General features: G+C 55.6%; 9 protein-coding genes. All 9 read left to right on the top strand.

The window, feature by feature from the left end; all coding sequences use genetic code 11:
• Positions 1–228 precede the first annotated feature (228 nt).
• The gene (locus ABIB59_RS22425) at positions 229–4,101 is read left to right on the top strand and encodes a retention module-containing protein (protein WP_354037098.1); all 3,873 of its coding nucleotides are present in this window, start codon (positions 229–231) and stop codon (positions 4,099–4,101) included.
• Positions 4,102–4,281: 180 nt separating this feature from the next.
• Positions 4,282–5,631 (top strand): TolC family outer membrane protein, encoded by a 1,350-nt coding sequence (locus ABIB59_RS22420; protein ID WP_039079767.1) that lies wholly within the window; start codon positions 4,282–4,284, stop codon positions 5,629–5,631.
• 101 nt (positions 5,632–5,732) lie between these two features.
• Positions 5,733–7,919 (top strand): type I secretion system permease/ATPase, encoded by a 2,187-nt coding sequence (locus ABIB59_RS22415; protein ID WP_354037096.1) that lies wholly within the window; start codon positions 5,733–5,735, stop codon positions 7,917–7,919.
• Positions 7,906–9,270: an HlyD family type I secretion periplasmic adaptor subunit gene (locus ABIB59_RS22410; protein WP_039079769.1), complete on the top strand. Its 1,365-nt coding sequence runs from the start codon at positions 7,906–7,908 to the stop codon at positions 9,268–9,270. Before ABIB59_RS22415 ends, ABIB59_RS22410 begins: the two co-directional genes overlap by 14 nt.
• Positions 9,271–9,667: 397 nt before the next feature.
• Complete coding sequence (locus ABIB59_RS22405; RefSeq protein WP_354037094.1) at positions 9,668–10,276, top strand: hypothetical protein; 609 nt, start codon at positions 9,668–9,670, stop codon at positions 10,274–10,276.
• A 645-nt stretch (positions 10,277–10,921) separates the two neighbouring features.
• Positions 10,922–12,280, top strand: coding sequence for a TolC family protein (locus ABIB59_RS22400; RefSeq protein WP_354037092.1), 1,359 nt, complete (start codon positions 10,922–10,924; stop codon positions 12,278–12,280).
• Positions 12,280–14,505 carry an ATP-binding cassette domain-containing protein gene (locus ABIB59_RS22395; protein WP_079496206.1) on the top strand — a complete coding sequence of 742 codons (2,226 nt, stop codon included), beginning with the start codon at positions 12,280–12,282 and terminating at the stop codon, positions 14,503–14,505. The genes ABIB59_RS22400 and ABIB59_RS22395 overlap by 1 nt, the downstream gene beginning before the upstream one ends.
• Positions 14,495–15,745: a beta-barrel domain-containing protein gene (locus ABIB59_RS22390; RefSeq protein WP_079496207.1), complete on the top strand. Its 1,251-nt coding sequence runs from the start codon at positions 14,495–14,497 to the stop codon at positions 15,743–15,745. Before ABIB59_RS22395 ends, ABIB59_RS22390 begins: the two co-directional genes overlap by 11 nt.
• Positions 15,746–15,823: 78 nt before the next feature.
• Positions 15,824–17,601, top strand: a 1,778-nt coding sequence (locus ABIB59_RS22385; RefSeq protein WP_354037090.1) for a cadherin repeat domain-containing protein, incomplete at its 3' end; no start/stop codon positions are given.

Below are 17,601 nucleotides of genomic sequence, written 5' to 3'. Positions count from 1 at the left end.
ACAAAGTCCCTTTTTTTTAACCTAAATTCCTGCCCGCACTACTATTCATTCACTTCATCTATTAATATAAGGTCCTTAAGCGAAGCGGCATCAATAAATCCTCTGCCGGAACGTGCTTTCATTACCTTTGTTACATGTTGCATTACAAATACTAATTAAATTCTCTTTTAGCATTCTACGCCTGGTCAGTGGATGAATTGGGCGAGAACAGGATCGAGGGAACTACACATGAGCGGCGTCTCTGGGATCGTCAAAGCGGTAATAGGACAAGTGTTTGCAGTAGCACCTGATGGCAGCCAGCGTTTATTGGTTGAAGGTGACAGGGTCCTTGAAGGAGAACAGGTCGAGACAGGGGCTTCTGGTGCAATTACCTTGTCTTTGGCGGATGGCAAGCAACTGGACCTTGGCCGTGACAGTCACTGGGACAGTACGGGCAGCGTGACCACTGAACCTACGGCTACTCAGCAACAAAATGTTGCCGCTATACAACAGGCGATCGCAGATGGGCAGGATCCGACGCAAACCCTTGAAGCGCCAGCCGCGGGTCCCCAGGCAGGTGGCACTGGCGGAAGTGATGCCGGCGGAAGCGGCGGCGGATCGCACACACATGTGGTCCTCGATTTAACCGGTCAGATCGTTGACCCTGGTGCCGGATACCCAACGGTTGGCATTGATTTCCCTGATGCCGAACGCCCTCAGGAATTAACGCGGCTTGATCCTGGCGTTGCCACTGCATCAACGCCTGCCGATCCCAATACGAATCCGAACCCGCCCGATGATTCCGACGCAGATGCGGATTCCGATGCGGATGCGGATGCCGATGCAGATGCAGATGCAGATTCCGACGCGGATGCTGATGCCGACGCTGACGCCGACTCTGACGCCGATGCCGATGCTGATGCAGATTCTGATGCAGACGCAGATGCTGACTCGGATGCGGATGCCGATGCCGATGCGGATGCCGACGCGGATGCGGATTCCGATGCGGATGCAGATGCGGATGCTGATTCCGACGCGGATGCCGACGCTGATGCAGACGCAGATGCTGACTCGGATGCGGACGCCGATGCCGATGCGGATGCCGACGCGGATGCAGATTCCGACGCTGATGCAGATGCAGACGCGGATTCTGATGCCGATGCAGATGCGGATGCTGATGCGGATGCTGATGCAGATGCGGATGCTGATGCAGATTCCGATGCCGACGCAGATGCTGATGCAGATTCCGATGCCGACGCGGATGCAGACGCGGATTCTGATGCAGATGCCGACGCGGATGCGGATTCCGATGCGGATGCGGATTCCGATGCGGATGCCGATGCGGATGCCGACGCGGATGCGGATTCCGATGCGGATGCGGATTCCGATGCGGATGCCGACGCGGATGCGGATTCCGATGCGGATGCGGATTCCGATGCGGATGCAGATGCGGATGCTGATTCCGACGCGGATGCCGACGCGGATGCGGACGCCGATGCAGATTCCGACGCGGATTCCGACGCAGACGCTGATGCAGATGCGGATGCAGATTCTGATGCGGATGCCGACTCTGATGCCGACGCTGATGCAGATGCAGACTCTGATGCGGATGCGGATGCAGACTCGGATGCCGACGCGGATGCTGATTCTGACGCTGACGCTGACGCCGATGCCGACGCCGACTCTGATGCGGATTCCGACGCAGACGCCGACGCAGACGCCGACGCAGATTCTGATGCCGATGCAGATGCGGATGCAGATGCGGATGCTGATGCAGATTCCGATGCCGACGCAGATGCTGATGCAGATTCCGATGCCGACGCGGACGCGGATGCGGATTCCGACGCAGACGCCGACGCCGACGCAGATTCTGATGCGGATGCGGATGCTGATGCAGATTCCGATGCCGACGCAGATGCTGATGCAGATGCTGATGCAGATTCCGATGCCGACGCGGATTCAGACGCGGATTCTGATGCAGATGCCGACGCCGACGCCGATTCAGACGCCGATGCCGACGCCGATGCCGACGCAGATGCCGATGCCGATGCCGATGCGGATGCCGATGCGGATGCCGATGCGGATGCCGATGCGGATGCAGATGCGGATGCTGATTCCGACGCGGATGCCGACGCTGACGCCGACGCAGACGCCGACGCAGACGCCGACGCAGATTCTGATGCAGATGCGGATGCTGATGCAGATTCAGACGCCGATGCAGATGCAGATTCCGACGCAGACGCGGATGCGGACGCCGACGCCGACGCGGATGCCGATGCAGACTCTGATGCAGATGCAGATGCGGATTCTGATGCCGATGCGGATTCTGATGCCGATGCGGACGCGGATGCAGACTCTGATGCCGATGCAGATTCCGACGCGGATGCGGATGCCGACGCCGATGCTGATGCCGATGCAGATTCTGATGCCGATGCAGATGCAGATGCAGATGCTGATGCCGACGCCGATGCGGATGCAGATTCCGATGCTGACGCCGACGCTGATGCGGACGCGGATTCCGATGCGGATGCAGACGCGGATGCTGATGCTGATGCTGATGCAGACGCGGATTCCGATGCCGACGCCGATGTGAAGCTGACCGTGACGATCACGCCTGGCGGCAAAACAACGGATACGTCAGATAATACGATCACCCATATCAATGGCGGCAGCGGGAACCCGAACGGATACGATATCCAGAACGGCGTGATCGTGGCGATTGGCAGTAACGTACATGTCTGGCTGACGCCGGATAGCCCGGATGGCGCCATCAAGGGCGACTTTGTGCCGAAATCCGACAGCGCGTCGCAGATTCACTACTACACCAGTAGCGGTAATGCCAACACCGACGATAGTGCCAAAGGGCACACCGATATCTTCGTTGTCGGTGACCATACGGGCGGTTATTACCAGCAGAGTGACTGGCCGAACAGCAAATATAATTTCGTCTCCCTCAAAGGGATCACTGGCAACGGCAACGTAACGGAAGGCGATGTCGGCAAAGACTATATTTTTGTTCAGGGTAACAGTGAGGACTACAAGGTAACAGGGGTTCCTCATCCGCAGAACCATCAGAACAACGATATTGATAATCTGCAGATTACCGATGAGAACGGTAAGCATCCTTTTGAAAACGCGAACCATATTGAGGGCGTGGTCTTTGGTGACGGGCCATCGTCATCTCACGGCGGCAGCACCACCACAAGCTACACGGTCACGTTGAATCTTGACGTTAACCTCGAAAGCTCCGACAGCAATGACCATCTGAACGCCATTACGGTTGGCGGGATCCCTGAACACGCGACCTTTAGCGGCAATTACACGGATGTCACTTATGATGCGGTCAACAAGGTCTATGTTCTGACCTTTGCCAGCGACACGACACACTATTCCGGACAGGTCAGCGTTGAATTACCGGATGGCAAGAGCACACTTGGCGATATTACTCTGGATGTCGACTCCACCGCGTCCGATCAACTCGAACACCATTTCACCTTTGATGGTGAAGAGGGCGGGCAGCACATCAGCGACAGCCATAGTGATGGCGCAGATGTAAACCATCTTGCAGATACGTCTGACGAGACACATATGACGTTGAGTCATATCGCCGATGAGAGCCATTCAGACAGTGACTCGCTGTCGGATACCGACAGTCAGGCGCGGATGAGCAGCAGCGCCGCAAATGACACGCAAACGACAGAAGCTGATCACAGTTTGCTCACTGACAGTAGCCACGGCGCATCGTTAATTGATGACACAAGCTTAATGCTCACCCCGCTGGCTGCCGATAACACATCCGGTCACGCAGAGACACCGACGGCATCGGCGGATAACGCGATGACGCCTCTCTCTGCCCATGCGCAGGAGGAGGCGGCAAACACCCCGACCACCGCCGTGGACAATGACCAGCAGTTGAACTTTAGCGACATCATCCATGATGAAGAACATCACGACCTCAGCAGTTTGATCCAGGCGGGGCCGCAGAGTGAAACGGCGAATAACCCGACGGAAGCCGAGCATGTCCCGGCCGAAGGCGGTATGACTGCGAATACTGATAGTTACGATGCTGGCCACGAAGCGATGGTTGATAACCTGATCTCTAAACCGGAAGAAACAACCTGATAAGCCGCCGCTTAGCGCCCCCGGGTGGCTAAGCGGCCTGTCACCGCAATGTGAATTCAGGGCTGGCGAGAGATTACGAGCAATTAAAACAGCCAGGACGCAATTTCTCCCCCGGTTCCGTGGCATTTTCCCTGGTGGGTCATCCCCACAATCAGGGGCATAACGAAAAGGAAGACAAGAATGAAATATGGTAGCCAGTTATTCATGGGTGCAGCGTTGACTGTGTGCGCGACACAGAGCCAGGCTACTACCCTTGAGCAGGCGGTAAAAGACAGCCTGTTATGGCACCCACAAGTTAACGCCTCGGCAAACAGTCGATACTCCGCTGAACAGGATCTTCGCGCCGCCAAAGGCGGCTATCTGCCTTCGCTGGATCTCACCGCCGGTAGCGGCTGGGAACAAACCGACAATTCCACGACCCGCGCGGCGGGCGAGCATTTGCGTAACCTGAACCGCAGCGAATCGGCTATTAACCTTACGCAAAACGTCTTTAATGGCTTTGCGACTACCAGCGAAGTCGCTCGCCAGAAAGCAACGGTAAACTCGCGCGCCTGGACCGTGTTGAATACCAGCGAAAGCACCGCCCTGCAGGCTATTCAAAGTTATCTTGATGTGCTGATGCGTGAGCAGATGGTAAAACTGGCGGAAGACAACCTGCACAATCACGAGCGCGTGTTTGATCAAATTCGCCTGCGCACCGCCCAGGGGGTAGGCCGCCAGGCCGATTACGATCAGGCGGAAGCCCGCCTGGCGCAGGCGCGGAACAATCTCCTGACCGAACAAACCAACCTTGAAGACTCCAGAGCTAATTATCAAAGCGTTACCGGCAAAGATGCCGACACGCTGGTGATGCCAGGCAAAATTACGGTTCCCGCCTCACTGGAGGCCGCCCGCAAAGTGATGCTGGAAAACAACGCGCTGCTCAAACAGGCTGATGCCGATGTGGAAGCGACACGCCAGCAGTATGAAGCGCAGAAATCGCGTTTTTACCCAAATGTTAATGTCGAAGTCGGTCGCACGATGGACAACAACCTTGACGGTACGCGCGGACATAACCAGGAATGGCAGGCAATGGTGCGTATGCGCTACAACCTGTACAACGGTGGTAGCGACCAGGCGACACTCACCTCTTACGCCTACAAAATGAAAGAGGCTCAGGATGTGAAAAATAATGCCCTGCGCCAGTTAAACGAGGAGTTGCGTCTTGCCTGGAATGCGAAGAACAACGCTGAACAACAGGTGCCGATCGCCAAAGAATATGCTGAGCGTAGCGTGACGGTGCGCAGCGCCTATCAGGAACAGTTCAGCCTGGGCGACCGTACGCTGCTCGATATGCTCGACAGTGAAAATGAAGTCTTCACGGCACAACGCCGTTACGTTGAACTGCAATTTGTCGACATGTTTACGACCTATCGCATCAGTGCCCGTACGGGGGAACTGCTTAAGAGTCTGAACATTCAGCCGCCATCGGCCTCACAGCCGCTTGATCAGGCTCAGCGTACGCAGGCGGAACTGCCGGAACTGAATTAATACGGCTCTAAAGAGTTGTGGGGTGACTGGCGGCATAAAACCGGCGCTCACCTCGCTGTTTATGACCTGCGGCCTGAGTCTGCAGAACACTGAGGCAAAGAATGACGCCTGCTACTGACACGCCTGAGAACGTCGACATTTCCCCCGAAGCCCCGGTCAGGCACGATCCCCGGCAAACCCATGATGATCCGTTGCTGGACGCGCTGATGATCATCTGCAAGATGCATAACATCGCAACCAGCCGTACTGTTCTGACGACCGGGTTGCCGCTGGCGACCCATTCGCTGACGCTGGAGGCGTTTCCACGTGCCGCGGGGCGTGCGGGGCTGAAAGCGCGTGTGGTACAACGCCCTCTTGATAACATTACCGCGCTGTCGCTGCCTGCCATTCTGTTGCTGAAAAACGATCAGGCGGCCGTATTAATCGGCTGGGATGACAACCAGCAGGCCCGACTGCTGCCCAGTGAAACGGAAGGCGGGGAAATTACGCTATCACGGGAAACGTTGGCGGAAAATTACAGCGGCAGGGCGATTTTTATCTCCCCGGAACATGAGTTTGACGCCCAGCCGACGGCCACGTTACCGCGAACGACCGCCTGGTTTCAGGACACCCTTAAACTCTCAAAATTCCTCTACTTCGATGCGGTAATCGCCAGCTTTCTGGTCAATCTTGTGGCGCTGTGCGCTCCATTGTTTGTGATGAACGTTTATGACCGGGTTGTGCCTAATCAGGCAACGGCCACCCTATGGGTACTGGCCATTGGGGTGAGTATTGCGTTTGTTTTCGATTTTGTACTGAAAATCTTGCGGGGGATTTGCCTCGATCTGGCGGGTAAAAAGACCGACCTGGTGGTCTCCTCGGCGCTGTTTGAGCGGCTTTTAGGGATGAAGATGAAGCTGCGTCCAAAGCGGGTGGGCAGCTTTGCGCAGAACTTCCAGGAGTTCCAGTCGATTCGTGATTTCCTGTCGTCGCTGACGCTGACGGCCTTTATTGATTTCCCCTTCACCTTGTTAATTTTATTGGTGATTGGAGTTATTGGTGGCCCACTGGTGCTGATCCCGCTGCTTTCCTATCCGCTGGCGTTGCTGGTGAGCTGGCTTATTCAGCGCCCGCTGATGTCACGGGTACAAAAAACCTATCAACTGGCCAATGAGCGTCAGGCGATGCTGGTAGAGACACTGACCGGCCTTGACGCTATCAAAATCAATAACGCGCAGAGTGAGCGCCAGTACCAATGGGAGCATCTCACCGGCCAGTTGAGCAAACTGGAGCTGCGGGTGAAATCACTCTCCTACGTGGCGGTGAATTTTACCTCCTGGCTGCAACAGGCCAGCGGCGTGGCAATTATTGTCGCCGGGGTATATGTCATCATCGGCGGCAATCTCAGCATGGGGGGGCTGATTGCCTGCTACCTGTTGCATCGCCGTGCGATGATGCCCATCGGCCAGCTTTGCAGTCTGATTACCCGTTACCAGCGTGCGCGAATGACGAAATCGACCATCGACAGAATGATGGGGCTGGAGCAGGAAGTGCAGGAGGGTGAGGTACCGCTTAAGCGTGAAACCCTTTCGGGGGCAATTGAACTGCGTGATGTGGCCTTTTGCTATCCGGGCAACCAGTATGCCTCGCTAAGTAACGTTTCACTGGTCATTAAGCCCGGTGAAAAGGTGGGCATAATCGGTCGTAGCGGTTCAGGAAAAAGCTCGCTGGCGAAATTGCTGGTCGGTTTTTACCAGCCGGACAGCGGCAGCGTGTTGATTGACGGTATCGACCTTCGCCAGATCGATGTGCACGATTTGCGGCATAACATTGGCTACGCGCCGCAGGACATCCACCTGTTCAACGGCACGCTGCGGGAAAACCTGCTCTACGGCGCAAGCTATGTTGACGACGAGACCATGCTGCGGGTCGCGAACCTGACCGGCGTGCATGAGTTTGCCCGCCGTCATCCCTCTGGCTACAACATGCAGGTTGGCGAACGTGGCATGAGCCTTTCCGGCGGGCAGCGTCAGGCGGTTACGCTGGCGCGGGCGTTGTTGCTCGACCCGCCGGTCCTGCTGATGGACGAGCCCACCAGTTCAATGGACAACACCAGTGAAGATCTGATTAAAAAAGCGCTGGCACCGGTTATCAGCAACAAGACGCTATTGCTGGTGACGCACCGTGCGTCGCTGCTGTCGCTGGTTGATCGGCTGATTATCGTCGACAACGGTAAGATCATTGCCGACGGCCCGAAAGAGAGCGTCATGAACGCGCTGAAAAAGGGACAAATTCATGCGAATCGTTGATGCGCTTAGCCGCCTGATGAACTGGCTCTCAGGAGAGAAACCGTCAGCAACCTTTACCACCAATGAGGTTAACAAGGCGCTACTTGATGATGCGCCCCGCGTGGTGCGGGTAACCTTATGGGCCATTTTCGCTTTCTTTATTGCGATGATCGTCTGGGCTTCGCTGGCCGAGATTGATGAAGTGACACGCGGGGAAGGGCGGGCCATTCCCTCATCCCGTCTGCAGAAAGTCCAGAACCTTGAAGGGGGGATCGTTGCCGAAGTTTTTGCCCATGAAGGCGAAGTGGTACAAGCCGGTGCGCCGCTGCTGCGTCTGGATGACACCCGTTTTCGCTCTAACGCCGGAGAAAGCGAGGCCGATAAGCTGGCGCTCGAAGCACGGATCCAGCGCCTGACCGCTCAGCTTGATGAGGCCAGCGAACTGACGCTGTCGCCGGAAATAGTCAGTCAGGCGCCGGAAATCGCCAGCGGGGAAATGGCGCTGTTCACCAGCGTCAATAAACGCATTCAGAGTGAACTTGCCGGACTGAACGAACAGTTGATTCAGAAGAAACAGGAATTGCTCGATTTCCAGGGCAAACTGACGCAGTACCGCCGCAGCCTTGAGTTACAGCAGCAAGAGATCACCATGTCTGAACCACTGGTGGCAAAAGGCGCTATCTCAAAAGTAGAAATGCTGCGTCTGCGTCGCGCCGGGGTTGAGACGCAGGGGCAACTGGACTCCGTCATTCTTGCTATTCCGCGCGCGCAGGCGGCAATCAAGGAGATTGAAAACAAGGTCAGTGAAACGCGAGGGCGCTATCGCAGCGAAGCGCTGGAACAACTGAACCAGGCCCGTACCGATCTGAGTAAAATTGAAGCATCAGGTAAAGCAATTACCGACCGGGTGAACCGCACACTGGTGACTTCACCGGTTCGCGGCATCGTCCAGCAATTGCTGGTGAACACCATTGGTGGGGTGATCCAGCCGGGCAATGACATTGTGGAAATTGTTCCGCTTGATGACACGTTGCTGGTTGAGGCCAAAATTCGTCCCCAGGACATCGCCTTTTTGCGACCGGGGCAGGAAGCAACGGTAAAATTCACCGCCTATGACTACACCATTTACGGTGGGCTTAAGGGCAAACTAGAACAAATAAGCCCCGATACGGTGACCGACAAAGACGGGAAGAGTTTTTATATTATTCGCCTGCGTACCGATAAAAACCACCTCGGCACGGATGAAAAACCGCTGTTGATTATTCCTGGCATGGTGGCCTCGGTGGATATCATTACCGGCAAGAAAACCATTCTGGCGTATTTGCTCAAGCCTATTCTGCGCGCCAAAGCAGAAGCGTTCCGCGAGCGCTAAGCGTTGAAGTCAAAAAGCCTGCGGCAAGCAGGCTTTTTATTTGTTAAAGAGTCCAGGCCTGCACCAGTCAGATATCCTTAAATCCGCCTCAATAACCCCCTATTTTTTATGGTCTTGAGTCTGCAAGGTGCGTAACGAACGCCGTCTTCTCCACCTGCCTTTTGTACGCTGATTTTCACTTCCACTTTGAGTTTAACTCACAATGAGTTGCAGTTTTTATCGTTTTGCAAACGAGAATCTTTCAACAATACTGAGACAGTAAACCAGACCCAGAGGTTTTTTCATTAACGAACACACTATTTATCTGGTGGAGAGTTGTTTGCATTTATCGGCCTTTTTAAGGCTCTCAAAATAAACTCTTTTTCACGTTGCGATACGTTATTTCAGCATCTTTGGGATGAAGGTATTTATTTTGGTGAGTCACGAGATTAAAGCAATAGATAAAAATCCTCACTACAAGTTGAATGAAGACTGTCAGTTTTACAAGGTGCATAAGATGACATTAGAGATGTTGAATTATTTAATTGAATTAGCATTAAACAATACCTCGAGCTCACCTGATATGAAAAAAAACGCAGATGGTCATCAACAGCCAGCAGATGATGAATTGTCAGCTTTTATTGCATCCCTTTCACAACAAAAAGAGAGTGGTGATACGCTGTCAAAAATGAAATATCGCTTAGCACTGCTCTCTGCTGCACAACAAGACTCGAAAAAAGCAGAACAATTATTAGCTGCTAATACCCCGACGGAAGAAGAAGCCTGGCCGATAATGGATTTCACACACTGGCCTGCGGTGCGTTATGCCGGCTCAGGTGAGGCACAGACGCCTGAATCCGAAGCCTATTTTCAGCGTATCTCAGCCGCGGCGGCGACGATACGCTCTGCCATTACCGATGCAGAACGCGCTAAAGGTACCTCTTCATTCCATATTCTTGAAAAGATTCTGGCCCTGAATAGCGCTTTGCCTGAACGGTATAAAGCGATGGCAAATATTCAGTATTAGTCGCCAGGTATATCTTCAGGATAATAAGGCGGGTATGACGATGTATTGTTATTTGCCGTAAATATGAGGTAAATAACAAGCAAGTATTACCCGAGGTTTACCCATGCTGGTGCCATACCTGCACAGACCGGGTGAGAGATGTCAACGACAGCTTTCCCCGCGAGCTGGCCTGCGGCTGCAAGACGCCACGATATATTTTTAACAAGCAACACTCTTCCAGTCGTTATCTTCACTTTTAACCAGTACAGAAGTCTGGCCGGCGTGAAAACCCTGTATAAGGTTTCGCCGCGCTGGACTCAGGCTCGCTCTGGCCATTCTACGCTCTCCACATCCTGCAATCCGTCAGTTCTCTACAGCTTCATCAGATAGCCCGCTGATAATAATTTTTCAGCCGATGCGAATATTTGCGTTAGGTAAACTTAACTTAATAATTGACTATGTTTTACAGGTTTTATTACACGATTACATACCTTGACACAGATGTTATCAATAGGTAATTATGACGTGAAGCAATAGTCTTTTTCTTATTTATGACTCGTTATACCGGCCACGCCATTTATCCACTAACGGTGACGTCGGGATAACATGAGCAACATCAGGATCGACGAGTCTTTTATCTTTCTTTAATAAAGGGCTCATCAGACAATGGGGATTCGTTCAGATCGTCACTGTTATTACATACTTACTGTAATCAGTCTTTTTTTACCCTTTGTCATTTCAATCACCCAGGCTGAGGCCGCCACCCTTTCGTCGTCATCACACCGTATTTCTGAGGATACCTCGCCGGGTGGTCTGTTTGCCGCGTTGCGCAGCACGATGCTCCATCACCCCAGTCTGGCCAGTCAGCAGGCGCTTGTGCGTTCCAAAGAGGCCAGCGCCGACAGCGCCCGCGCGGCACGTTTGCCAACGCTTGGTGCCAGTGCCGGGACGGGGCAAATTTCGGGTTACAGTGATTCCCGTACGACCACGCTGAGTGTTTCGCAACCGTTATGGGCTTTTGGGCGTATCGACAGTGCTATTGACTACGCCGACAATGACACCCTTGCTCAGCAAGCCACGGCCTGGGCTACCCGTCGTGAATTGCTGGAAGATACTGCGGTGGCTTACGCGAATATACAGGGTATTCGCGAGCGTCTTGCCGTTGCTGAATCAAACGTTAACAATCATCAGGCGTTGCAGGAACAAATCCAGCGCCGCGCGCAAGGGGGGCTGGCTTCTCCAGCCGATGTCAGCCTTGCGAAGGCCCGGTTGTTACAGGCACGCTCATCGCTCGAACAGGCCAAATCGGACCTGCGTACCGCCGAATCCACGCTGTTATCCTTGACTCAGGTGCCGATCGCAAGCGAACTGCCGATCCCTGGCAGCATCCTCAAGTTGCCTGCGGATACTTCTATACAGGAACAAATCCTTGCGCAGAGTGCGACGGTGCGAGCACGTGAAGCGGCGGTTACGCTTGCCGAAGCTGATGTGGAACGTCAGCGCACCTCATCGCGACCGACCGTCTCCCTGCAAGCCGCGCGCAACGAATATTCAGGTATGCCCAACCAGAGAAATAATAATACGGTCAATGTGGTTGTGACCGGCACGATGGAGGGGCTGGGGCTGGTCTCCCGTGGCCTCCAGAACGCGGCGCTGGAACGCGTGGAATCCGCACGACAGGATCTGGCCGAACAACGCCACAGCGAAGACATTCAAACGCGCCAGTTGCTTGATCAGCGTGATGCTAACCAGACGCTGATTGCCGGTTATGAACAGTCTGTCGTCGAACTTAGCGGCACGCTGGCCTCGTTCCGTCGCCAGTACGAATCGGGTTACAAGAGCTGGCTGGATGTCCTCAACGCCGTGCGCGAATTAACCGAACAACAACAAGCACTGGTATCGGTGCGATCGGCATGGCGGGTCGATTGCCTGCGCCTGGCCGCACGCACGGGCCGTATGGACGATACCACTGGCGCCCTGACCACGGGCACTCAATTTGCTAACACGTCTGCGAGCCATCCCTGATGATACCTGTTCCTCTTCCTGAATTACTGGCCTTGCTGGACAAACTACATGCCCCGGTGAATAAAGCGGCATTAACGCAGGCGTATGCCCGCGCGCAGGCCGTTCCACCGTTAACCGATCGTCCACAGGATTATGTGCGCGGTTTGCTGTCAGACGCGGGAATGAAAGATATCCGGCTGGCGTTGTTCCCCTGGCGGCGTTTTGATCCACGTCACCTCCCGGCACTGATGTGGCACGAACAGACATGGTGGCTGGCTGAACGGCACAACGAAGAGGGGAGAGCCGATACCCTTACGCTGACCCGTGAAGGTGTCGAACCCCGAACGCTGGCGATAGACGACATTGTGACCGGCGCGCCGGGGACGGCGGCGGGTGACGAAACGGCTGTACTCTGGTTCAGCCTGGCTTCACACGTACAGTCAGAGAACCTCTCTGACAGCGAAAATCCGGCTATGCGCCTGGTCTGGCGAGAGCTGTTGCGCGATCGCCGCTGGGTGTTCCGGGTAGCTGCCGCCACGCTGCTGGTGAACATTCTGGCCATTCCCACATCCCTCTTCGCCATGCAGGTCTACGATCGTGTCGTGCCCACCCTGGCCTGGGCGACACTGACTACGCTTGTGGCGGGGATGGGGCTGGTTGTAGGACTGGACTGGCTGCTCAAAACATTGCGTGCCCACATCATGGACAGCGTTGCCAGCAGTGTGGATAAACGCCTTTCCCAGCATGTTTATGAACATTTGTTGCACCTGCAACTCGACCAACAGCCCGGTAGCCTGGGCACGCTGGCCGCGCAGGTAGGGGCGCTGGATTCGGTTCGACAAGTTTTCTCTGCCGGTCTTGTCTTCGGAATCGTGGATCTGCCGTTCGCATTGCTGTTTATCGGGATTATTGGTCTGATCGGGGGGCCAGTCGGCTGGGTTTACCTGGGAATGCTCCCCATCGCGCTGGCGCTGGGTCTGTATACCCGTCTGCGCTTACGCCGTCTCACGCGCCAACAAATGCTGCGCAGCAATGAGCGTCTGGGGCTGTTAGTCGACAGTATTCGCGGTGCCGAAACCCTGCGCGCCAGTCATGCTGGCTGGCGTTTTGCGCAAGACTGGCAGACGCTCAGTCATTCCATCGCAGGCTACAGTATTCAACAAAAATCCCTCAGCCAGTTCTGTACGAACACCACCGCCAGCCTGTCGACGCTGGCCTATATCATGGGGATTGTTGTCGGGGTTTGGGGCGTTGAAGCCGGCTATTTGACCACCGGGGGCATGGTCGCGTGCAGTATTCTGGGCGGCCGTGTTATCGGGCCGGTGAGCCAGGGCGTTCAGTATCTGATGCAGTGGCAGCAGGTCCGGGAGGCGCTGGATATGGTGAACAACCTGCTGCGCAAACCTACAGAGCGCCGCGCCGGACAGACCCTGCTGCTGCCCGATCGCCTGCCAGAACATATTAGTGTCGAAAAGCTGCGCTTTGCCTTTCCGCAGTCTCCGGTACAACAACTCAATATTCCCGCACTCCACTTTCACGCTGGTGAACGTGTTCTGCTGTTGGGCCCTGTTGGCGGAGGTAAATCAACGTTGCTCAAGATCCTGGCCGGACTCTATCGCCCCGGTGAGGGCCGTGTCCGCCTGGGCGATGTGGATCTGTGGGAGATCGATCCCCAGGTGGTCAGCGCTCAGGTTGGCTATCTGCCACAAGCGGTGCAGCTCTTCAAAGGGACGCTGCGAAGCAATCTGATGCTCGCAGGCGCAGTCAGCGACACTACGCTGACAGACATCACCCGCGATCTGGCGCTGGATCAGGTGGCGGCCAGTAATCCGCTGGGTATGGATATGCCTATCAGCGAGGGGGGCTCAGGTCTCTCTGGCGGTCAGCGCCAGCTTGTTGGCCTGGCGCGTGTGCTGATGTCCCGTCCTCGTATCTGGCTTCTGGATGAACCGACGGCCTCGCTGGATGGCGAAGCGGAGACGCGTGTCTGGAAAGCATTACAAGCCAGGCTGCAGCCGGAAGATATCCTGATCGTCGCCACTCATCGTCCGATGGCGGCCGTTAATTTTGCTACCCGCGTGCTTGTCGTACAGGAAGGTACTGTCGTACGTGATGGTACTCCTGACAAGGTGTTGCCAGGACTGATGGCCCGCGCCACTGGCTCGCGTCCCGCCGCTGAGGTAACGAACGTGAAAACACACATGCCCGCAGCATCACATTCAGCAGGAGTCCTTCATGGCCGTTGAACTGTTTGACGACGAGGTCGCTGACGCCGCTCGCGTGAATCGTCTGGAAAATTACTACCGTAGCCGAGTCCCGGCAGGGCTTATCTGGAGCATCGTCGTACTGGTGCTGGGTTTTGTCATATGGGCTATGTATTTTCGCATTGATGAAGTGGCTCGGGCACACGGTGAGGTTATCGCCAGCAGCCGTGTGCAGATCATCCAGACCGTGGACGGTGGCGTACTTTCCGAACTGCGTGTCAAAGAGGGTGATCATGTTAAGGCGGGGCAGATTCTGGCTCGCCTTGATCCAACTCGCGTGGAGGCGGCGGCAGGTGAAGTGGACGCGCGCATCGCCGGTCTCAGGGCGCGCATTGCCCGACTTCGCGCAGAATCAACGGGACAATCCGCTCCCCAGTTCCCCGCCGATCCCGGTCCGGCGTTACGCGAGCAGGCCGATATTGAACGCGCACTGTTTCTGCAACGCCGTCAGAGCCTGCAGGAAGATATAACAGCGCTGCAAACCGCCGTGAATTTAGCCAACCAGAAGCTCAGCCTGGTGAACGGGCTGGAACGCTCTGGCGATGTTAGCGCCAGTGAGCGGCTTAATGCACAGCGCGAGCTTAATGAGGCTCGTGCCCGCCTGCTTGGTCGGCGCAATAAGTTTTTGGATGATGCGCGGGCCGATCTCACCAAGGCAGAAGATGATCTGGGCCAGACCTTGCAACAGATGGCCGGTCGTCGCCAGCAGGTACACGATACGGTGTTTACGGCCATGGGGCCTGGGATTGTTAAAAATGTCCGCGTCACCACGCTGGGCGGGGTATTACGTGCCGGTGATGAGATTATGCAGATCGTCCCGTCAGATGATGCCCTCATCATAGAAGCCAAGGTTCTACCTGCTGATATTGCCCGCGTTCAGGTTGGATTACCGGCTACTGTGCGCCTTGATCCCTTCGATTACACCATTTATGGGGCATTGCAGGGCGAAGTGATTTACGTATCGGCCGATACCCTTAAAGAAAACACCTCGCGTGGCGAGGAGATCTACTACCGCGTCCATGTTCGTTTGAAAAGCCATGCAGAAGGTCTGTCAGACCATCAGGAAGATGGGCAACTTGTGCGCAGTACGACAGGTCGTCAGCTTGACATCCTGCCGGGCATGACATCCCAGCTCGACATCCGTACCGGTGATCGCACGCTGATGGACTTCTTACTTAAACCTTTGCGTAAAACACTCAGTGAATCATTCCAGGAGCGATGACACCGCCGGTGACCGTTGCAACCCGATTTTCCTGTCCGCCCCAGAGAGAGATAACACATTATGAAACCCGAGACCCAGATGAAGCCACGCCAATATACGCTCAGTACCGGTAAAACCCGCATCTCCCTGCAGGCCGGGCAGACCAATATTCACAAAGCTGCGCCGGGTGAATCTTACCGGGTGCTTAAACGCCAGGGTGAAAATGATCAGGAAAAGCTGGCTGATGACGTAGTGGCTTCACGTCACGGACAGGATCTGCAACTGGACTATGCCGATGGCACCACGCTGACCCTACAGGGCTGGTATACCGAAAGCGATACCAGTGTAACCCTGCCTGCCGATGGCACCTCTACCCAGGTGATTACGCCGGGGAGCACCGAAGGGGCAGCCCTGTCTGACGGCAGCCATGTTCTTTATGCGCACGGTTCTCCTGACGCGCTGGCCAGCATGACCTCAGGCCACCCCGGGCTGGAAGGTATCTTAGCTGGCCTGCATGATGGCTCGGTAGTGACTGGCCATCCTGTCACGTACCTTCCTCAATCGCACTCTTATGCGGGCTATATCGCCGGTGCCCTCGGGCTGGGGGGCGTGATCGGGGTTGCAGCGGCAAGCGGTGGCCATGGCGGGCATGATAAGGGTGGCGATAACAACAATAACGGTGGGGGAGAAACCCCGGTCCAGAACGCTGTTCAGCTTAATTTTGTCGGCGGCCCGGCGCTCAGCAGTAATGATTTGAAAGTAGAGATTTATCAGGCCGATGGCAAAACGCTGATTGGCACGGGGACTTTGGGGGCCGATGGCTCGGTCACGGTGTCTGCGGGCAGTTACACCGGCGTCGTTATTGTGAAACTTGTCAACAGCGGCAGCGCCGCTGACTACCTGGACGAAGCCACTGGCGCGGGTAAAGACCTCTCTGCTCAGCTTTGGAGTATGGGGGTTATCTCCGGAAATAACAGTACTCTTGTGCTCAATGTTAACGTGTTGACCACGCTCGCCTATACCAAGGCCCAGGAGGCCCTCGGTGGCACGCCTGACAATCCTGCCACCCTGAGCGCAACCCAGGTGACCGACACGGCAACGGCCATCAGTAACCTGTTTGGCGTGGATAATATTCTGAACACCACGGTTACCGCTACCAACGGCGGCAGTTTTGATGCTGCCGATGGCCTGAGTGCCGGTGAAAAATATGGCCTCCTGCTGGCGGCCTTCTCCGGTGCTGAAGCCAATGCGGGGGCGACCACCCAGACCATCCTGGACACCGTCGCTGCCGGAATTACACTCGGCAGCACTAACAATCTGTCCGATGGCGCGCAGTCGTTACTGATTAAAGGCGCGGCGACCGCCAGTGATGCATCCGGCGGCGTCAGCCTCATTATTGATACCCATGCGCCTGTCTTTAGCAGCGCCACGACGGCCAGTGTGGATGAGAACATCGGGGCCGGTAAGGTGGTCTGGACTGCTGTTGCTACCGACCCCAGTCAATTCAGCTATAGCCTGGGCACCACCGGTGACAGCGCGCTGTTTAGCATCAATGCCTCTACCGGCGCGGTCACACTGACCGGCAACCCGGATTATGAAAGCAAAGCCAGCTACAGTTTCACCGTCGTCGCCACCGATGCCGCCGGCAATGCCAGCAGTCAGACGGTCACCCTGGCGGTTAATAACCTCGACGAAGTGGCACCGACCATCACCAGCGGCACGACGGCCACGGCGATCAACGAAAACAGCGGCGCGGGTCAGGTGATTTACACCGCCACGGCCACCGACAGCGGCGATATCAGCGGTGGGGTGACCTTCTCGCTCAAAGCGGGCAGCGACGCGGGTCTGACCATCAACCCGACCACCGGTGCGGTCAC

The organism is Citrobacter sp. UYEF32 (genome assembly GCF_040546205.1).
In the GTDB taxonomy this organism is placed as follows: Bacteria; Pseudomonadota; Gammaproteobacteria; order Enterobacterales; family Enterobacteriaceae; genus Phytobacter; species Phytobacter diazotrophicus.
Note: the sequence above shows the minus strand (reverse complement) of the source record. Positions and strands in the feature narration are given on the sequence as shown.

Excerpts from the sequence above, each read along its gene's own strand:
- ABIB59_RS22410 (WP_039079769.1), top strand. The coding sequence starts at position 7,906 with ATGCGAATCGTTGATGCGCTTAGCCGCCTGATGAACTGGCTCTCAGGA.
- ABIB59_RS22395 (WP_079496206.1), top strand. The coding sequence starts at position 12,280 with ATGATACCTGTTCCTCTTCCTGAATTACTGGCCTTGCTGGACAAACTA.
- ABIB59_RS22400 (WP_354037092.1), top strand. The coding sequence starts at position 10,922 with ATGGGGATTCGTTCAGATCGTCACTGTTATTACATACTTACTGTAATC.
- ABIB59_RS22425 (WP_354037098.1), top strand. The coding sequence starts at position 229 with ATGAGCGGCGTCTCTGGGATCGTCAAAGCGGTAATAGGACAAGTGTTT.
- ABIB59_RS22420 (WP_039079767.1), top strand. The coding sequence starts at position 4,282 with ATGAAATATGGTAGCCAGTTATTCATGGGTGCAGCGTTGACTGTGTGC.
- ABIB59_RS22390 (WP_079496207.1), top strand. The coding sequence starts at position 14,495 with ATGGCCGTTGAACTGTTTGACGACGAGGTCGCTGACGCCGCTCGCGTG.
- ABIB59_RS22415 (WP_354037096.1), top strand. The coding sequence starts at position 5,733 with ATGACGCCTGCTACTGACACGCCTGAGAACGTCGACATTTCCCCCGAA.
- ABIB59_RS22405 (WP_354037094.1), top strand. The coding sequence starts at position 9,668 with ATGAAGGTATTTATTTTGGTGAGTCACGAGATTAAAGCAATAGATAAA.